General features: G+C 66.1%; 5 protein-coding genes. 4 read left to right on the top strand and 1 reads right to left on the bottom strand.

Annotated elements, in window-relative coordinates; all coding sequences use genetic code 11:
• The 4 genes from ACLQ62_RS15235 to ACLQ62_RS15220 all read left to right on the top strand — a co-directional run.
• On the top strand, positions 1-593 hold a 593-nt coding region (locus ACLQ62_RS15235), incomplete at its 5' end, for a malate dehydrogenase (RefSeq protein ID WP_411722477.1).
• Positions 594-626: 33 nt separating this feature from the next.
• Positions 627-1,631 carry an aldo/keto reductase family protein gene (locus tag ACLQ62_RS15230; RefSeq protein ID WP_411722476.1) on the top strand — a complete coding sequence of 335 codons (1,005 nt, stop codon included), beginning with the start codon at positions 627-629 and terminating at the stop codon, positions 1,629-1,631.
• Positions 1,632-1,666: 35 nt separating this feature from the next.
• Positions 1,667-2,332 carry an NAD(P)H-binding protein gene (locus tag ACLQ62_RS15225; protein ID WP_411722475.1) on the top strand — a complete coding sequence of 222 codons (666 nt, stop codon included), beginning with the start codon at positions 1,667-1,669 and terminating at the stop codon, positions 2,330-2,332.
• An 81-nt stretch (positions 2,333-2,413) separates the two neighbouring features.
• Entirely contained in the window at positions 2,414-2,902 is a 489-nt protein-coding gene (locus tag ACLQ62_RS15220; protein WP_411722474.1) for a hypothetical protein, read from the top strand.
• On the opposite strand, the gene ACLQ62_RS15215 is transcribed toward ACLQ62_RS15220, so the two are convergent.
• Positions 2,822-4,942, bottom strand: coding sequence for an acyl-CoA dehydrogenase (locus ACLQ62_RS15215; RefSeq protein ID WP_411722473.1), 2,121 nt, complete (start codon positions 4,940-4,942; stop codon positions 2,822-2,824). The genes ACLQ62_RS15220 and ACLQ62_RS15215 overlap by 81 nt on opposite strands.
• Between the last annotated feature and the right edge of the window lie 445 nt (positions 4,943-5,387).

Raw genomic sequence — 5,387 nt, 5'->3', positions numbered from 1 at the left:
GCAACCCGGCGAACACGAACGCCCTGATCGCGTCAGCACATGCTCCGGACATCCCGCGCGAGAGATTCACGGCACTCACCAGACTGGACCACAACCGGGCGATCGGGCTCCTCGCCGCGAAACTCGCCGTGCCGGTCGGCGAGATCGACGGCCTCACCATTTGGGGCAACCACTCGGCGACCCAGTTTCCCGACCTGTCCAACGCCACCGCGGCGGGGCGACCGGTGCGGGAGCTCGTCGACGAGGAATGGGTCAGGGACGAGTTCATCCCGCGGGTCGCGAACCGCGGGGCGGAGATCATCGAGGTTCGCGGCTCGAGTTCGGTCGGGTCTGCGGCGAGCGCCACGATCGACCACATGTACGACTGGGCGAACGGAAACCGCGGTCGGTGGACCAGCGTCGCGTTGCCCTCGGACGGCAGCTATGGTGTGCCGGACGGGCTGGTCTCGTCGTTCCCCGCCGAGAGTGTCGACGGGGAGTGGCGGATCGTGCAGGGGCTCGACATCGACCCTTTCTCCCGGGAGCGCATCGACGCCTCGGTGCGAGAACTTGGCACAGAACGGGAGCAGGTGCAAGCACTCGGGCTCCTTTAGCTCCCACGCCGGGTTGGGGCATAGCGTAGCGGCATGGACTATCGCTACCTCGGCAATTCCGGCCTCAAGATCACCGAAATCACCTACGGCAACTGGCTCACCCACGGCTCGCAGGTGGAGAACGACGCCGCCCACGCGTGTGTCGCCGCCGCCCTCGAAAGCGGAATCACGACCTTCGACACGGCGGATGCCTACGCGAACACCGCCGCGGAGACCGTGCTCGGTGAAGCGCTCAGCTCGGAACGGCGCGAATCGCTGGAGATTTTCACCAAGGTGTACTGGCCTACAGGACCGAAGGGCCCCAACGATTCCGGCCTGAGCCGTAAACACATCCTCGAGTCGATTCACGGTTCGCTGTCACGGCTCGGCACCGATTACGTCGACCTGTACCAGGCGCACCGCTTCGACACGGAGACCCCGCTCGAGGAAACCATGCAGGCGTTCGCCGACGTGGTTCGTCAGGGCAAGGCGCTCTACATCGGTGTCTCGGAGTGGGACGCCGACCAGCTCCGCCGCGGCAGCGCGCTCGCGAAGGACCTCGGTATCTCGCTCATCTCGAACCAGCCGCAATACTCGATGCTCTGGCGAGTGATCGAAGAAGAAGTCGTCCCGGCATCTCGCGAACTCGGCATCTCACAGATCGTCTGGTCGCCGGTCGCCCAGGGCATCCTCACCGGCAAGTACCTGCCGGGGAAGCCCCTGCCGGAGGGCAGCCGGGCCACCGATCGGAAGGGCGGAGCGGATGCCGTCCAGCGGTTCCTCCGCGACGACGTCCTCACCGCCGTGCAGAACCTTCAGCCGATCGCCGACGAGCAGGGACTGACCCTCGCGCAGCTCGCGATCGCGTGGGTGCTTGCCAACGACAACGTGGCATCCGCGATCATCGGTGCCTCTCGCCCCGAACAGGTCCGCGACAATGTGAAGGCGGCCGGAGTGGCGCTCTCTGCTGACACCCTCGCGCGCATCGACGACGTGCTCGGGACGATCCCCGAAACCGATCCGCGCAAGACGGTGTCGCCCGAGAAGCGACCGTCCTGACCGCCCCACTTCTCCCAGAAACGAAAGGTAATGCTATGAGCCGCATCGTCCTGATCGGTGGACACGGCAAAATCAGCCGCCTGCTCACCCCCCTGCTCGTGTCGAACGGCGACGAGGTGGTCAGTGTGTTCCGGAACCCGGAGCACCGGGGCAACATCGAAGCGCTCGGCGCGGAGGCGTTCGTGTGTGACGTCGAGACGGCATCCGTTTCTGACCTGGTGCCGGTGATGACCGGGGCGGATGCCGTCGTGTTCGCCGCGGGCGCCGGCCCGGGTTCCGGGGCGGCACGGAAGCGCTCCGTCGACCTCGAGGGCTCGGTGAAGTCGGCTGCCGCAGCCGAGGAGGCGGGGGTGGCACGATTCGTCCAGGTTTCCGCGATCGGTGTCGACGAAGGCCCCGAGCCCGGAGCCGACGAGGTGTGGACCGCCTACGTCGAAGCGAAGCGGGACGCGGATGCCGCGCTGCGGCGAAGCGGGCTTGCCTGGACGATCCTCCGCCCCGGGTCGCTGACCGACGACGAGCCGACCGGGCTGGTCTCGCTTGCTGAACACACCGAACGGGACTCCATTCCGCGGGCGGATGTCGCCGCCGTGATTGCGGCAGTGCTCACCTTTCCCGAGACAGCTGGGCACACCTGGGATCTGATTTCGGGCGAGACGCCGATCCCGGCCGCCGTTGCGGCGGCGGTCTCGGCCGGTTGAGCGCTGGATTCGCCACGCGACGCGGTTCGACCCGCGCGGGCGAGCAGCGAGGTTCGGCGGTTCGAGCGCCGCACCAGCGGATTGTGGCGATTCGGCACCGCAACCGTCGAGTCCCCCTCCGGAACAGCAGGCCTCCTCAGTGCTGTCCGGGCGCGCAACGCCTGGATCCTCACCCAGCGCGAACTCCTGCACTGGGTGCGACAGCCAGCGCTCCCCATCTTCGGCCGGCTCTTCTCCATCATGCTGCTGCTCATGTTCGCGTTCCTCTTCGGCGGCGCCATCGATGTGCCCGGTGGCGGTGACGACATCAACTTCCTCCTGCCCGGGATGTTCACGCTGACCATGCTGTTCGGCCTCGACGGCACCCCTGCAGGCTCCCGGACCAAACATCCGGCGCACTGGCTGAAGCGGTCCGCACCGTGTGTCAACGCCCCGGATGCCGCCGACCCGCGGTCGCGCGGAGGGAACAACCGCCGCCTCCGCGCCGAGCTACTTGGTGTTCTTCTTCGGGTGGTTCAGCGCATCGAACGACGACTTCGCCGCTTTCTCATTGACGGGGGCATTGCCTGACGCCCGGAGTTCGGCGAAGTACGCTGCGGCTTCCTCCTGCCGTTCGGCTTCGATCCCCGACGCGATCGGCGCCCTCAAGTGGGCCTGGGTGTAGCCGAAGGCGTCCACCAGGTCGACGGCGTGCGGGCGGAGCCGGGCGAGCAGACGATCGATGTACGCGGTGACCGACTGTGCACGCTGGCCGGACAGCCGGCCGTGGATGAGATACCAGGCGAGGCGCTTCTCGACCAGGCCGAAGCCGAACAGGTCACGCAGCCAGGTCAAGATCTTCTTCGTGTCCGGGTCGGTGATCGTTGCGAGGGCTTCGGTGAACGCCTCCCATTGCAACAGCTCGGCGTGGGCGATCGCTGCTTCAATCAATTCGTTCTGGTTCTCGTTGAACAGCGCGGCCGCTTCGGCCTTCGAAAGCTTGCTCGCCGCGCGAAGGCGACCGGCGATCGAGGCGATCATGGTCTCGACACGGTCGGTCAGCAGTTCGCGCTGCGCCTGCTCATCCTGCAGTCGACCGACGGAGCGCGCCGTTGAGCCGAAGTCGGCGACGGTCTGGGCGAGGGAGAGCAGCCCCGTGTTGTGCACGACTTTGCCGCGAGCCTGCTCGGCTGCGAACCGGGCGAGCGTCGTGGCATCCGCGTTGGTGAAACGCTTGCCGTAGTCGCCGAGCAGTCGCTTGCCGACCAGCTGGAGCAGCACGTTGTTGTCGCCTTCGAAGGTGGCGTAGACGTCGAGGTCGGCACGGAGGCTGGTGAGGCGGTTCTCGACCATGAAGCCGGCGCCGCCGCACGCTTCACGTGCCTCCTGCAGCGTCTCGAGAACGTGCCACGTGGAGAGTGACTTGAGCGCCGCGGCGAGGGTTTCGAGGTCCTGCCGGTCTTCCTCGGTGTCTCTCTTTCCGCTGAACACTCCGTCGAACTTGACGAGCAGCTCGTCGTGGGCGAAGTTCTGCGCGTACGTCGTGGCCAGCTTCGGCAGCAGGCGGCGCTGGTGACGCTGGTAGTCGAGGATCACCTCTTCCTGAACGTCACTCGCTGCGTTGAACTGGCGACGCTGGCTGCCATACGTGATCGCGATCTGCAGGGCGACAGCGGATGCCGCGACGGCGGCTCCGTCAAGCGAAACACGTCCCTGGACGAGGGTGCCGAGCATGGTGAAGAAGCGTCTGCCCGGGCTGGCGATCGGCGACGAGTAGGTGCCGTCGGCAGCGACATCCCCGTACCGGTTGAGCAGGTTGGTTCGCGGGATGCGGACGCTCGTGAAGTGCAGTCGCCCGTTGTCGATGCCGTTCAAGCCCCCCTTGATGCCATCATCCTCGCCGCCGACGCCTGGAAGGAAGTTGCCCTCATCGTCGCGGATGGGCACGAAGAAGCAGTGCACTCCGTGGTTCACGCCTTTGGTGATGAGCTGGGCGAACAGCGTGGCTGCCTTGCCGTGCACGGCAGCGTTGCCGAGGTAGCCCTTCCACGCGGCGCGGAACGGCGTGTGGAGAATGAACTCTTCAGTCTCAGCGTCGTAGATCGCCGTCGTGGCGATCGACGCAACATCCGATCCGTGCCCGATCTCGGTCATGGCGAACGCCCCAGGCGTCTCCAGGTTCATGATGCCTGGCAGGAACTTCTCGTGGTGTTCTTTCGTTCCGAGGTGCAGCACCGCTGCTCCGAACAGGCCCCACTGAACACCGGATTTGATCTGCAGCGAGGGGTCGGCGGTGACGAGTTCCTCGAAACCGGCGACGTTGCCTCCGTGATCCTCCATGCCTCCGAGCTGTTTCGGGAAGGCCCGGTGCACCTGGCCGTTGTCCACGAGGAGCCGCAGCTGGTCGAAGACGGTGGCGCGGTGTTCGGCCATCGACTGGCCCTCGATGCGGTGGAATTCGGGCCGCGCCGTGAGCCGTCGTGCCGCTCGGCGCTGCTCCGGCCAGGAGCCGAGGAGTTTCTCGCTGAGTACATCGAGGTCGATCCGGATGCCGTCAGCGGCCAGGCTGCCGTCCTCGACGAGAACGCTGTCGTCGACGGCGGTGCCGGTGGGGATGGATGTGTCAACCATGGAGTTCCTTTGTCTTTCATCGCTGAAGTACGTGTTCACCCACGGTACGAGCGAGCGCAGGACAGGCGAAATACCCCGTCCCCGGGCTACAAATGGCAGAGCGGGCGGGCCACACCGAATTGCGGAAAGCTACAGAAGCACCGGGCCTTTTACTGCCAGAGTCGACAACACTCGTCGCGCGCTCACCGGCCGGAGGCGAAGGGGCACCCGGCCCGTACCACTGGCGCGGATAACAGCGTATGGTCGAGGGAACACAGCCGGCACAGCTGGCAGGCCAAAGGAGTACGGATGCCTAGTAAGTCACCTCAGAAGAACTCTTCGAAGAAGGAACCAGCGAAGTCCCTGAAGGAGAAGCGCGCCGACAAGAAGGCGAAGGGCGAGGACAAGGCCCGCAAGGACTGAACCCCCGACAGACGTGGCGCTGTGCCGACCTCTTGGTCGGCAC

Origin of the sequence: Mycetocola sp., assembly GCF_046716805.1 — a bacterium.
Classification (GTDB): domain Bacteria; phylum Actinomycetota; class Actinomycetes; order Actinomycetales; family Microbacteriaceae; genus Mycetocola_A.
The sequence above is the reverse complement of the archived record's forward strand: the minus strand, read 5'-3'. Positions and strand labels throughout refer to the sequence as shown.

Coding starts and splice junctions, on each gene's coding strand:
- ACLQ62_RS15230 (WP_411722476.1), top strand. CDS start 627: ATGGACTATCGCTACCTCGGCAATTCCGGCCTCAAGATCACCGAAATC.
- ACLQ62_RS15225 (WP_411722475.1), top strand. CDS start 1,667: ATGAGCCGCATCGTCCTGATCGGTGGACACGGCAAAATCAGCCGCCTG.
- ACLQ62_RS15215 (WP_411722473.1), bottom strand. CDS start 4,942: ATGGTTGACACATCCATCCCCACCGGCACCGCCGTCGACGACAGCGTT.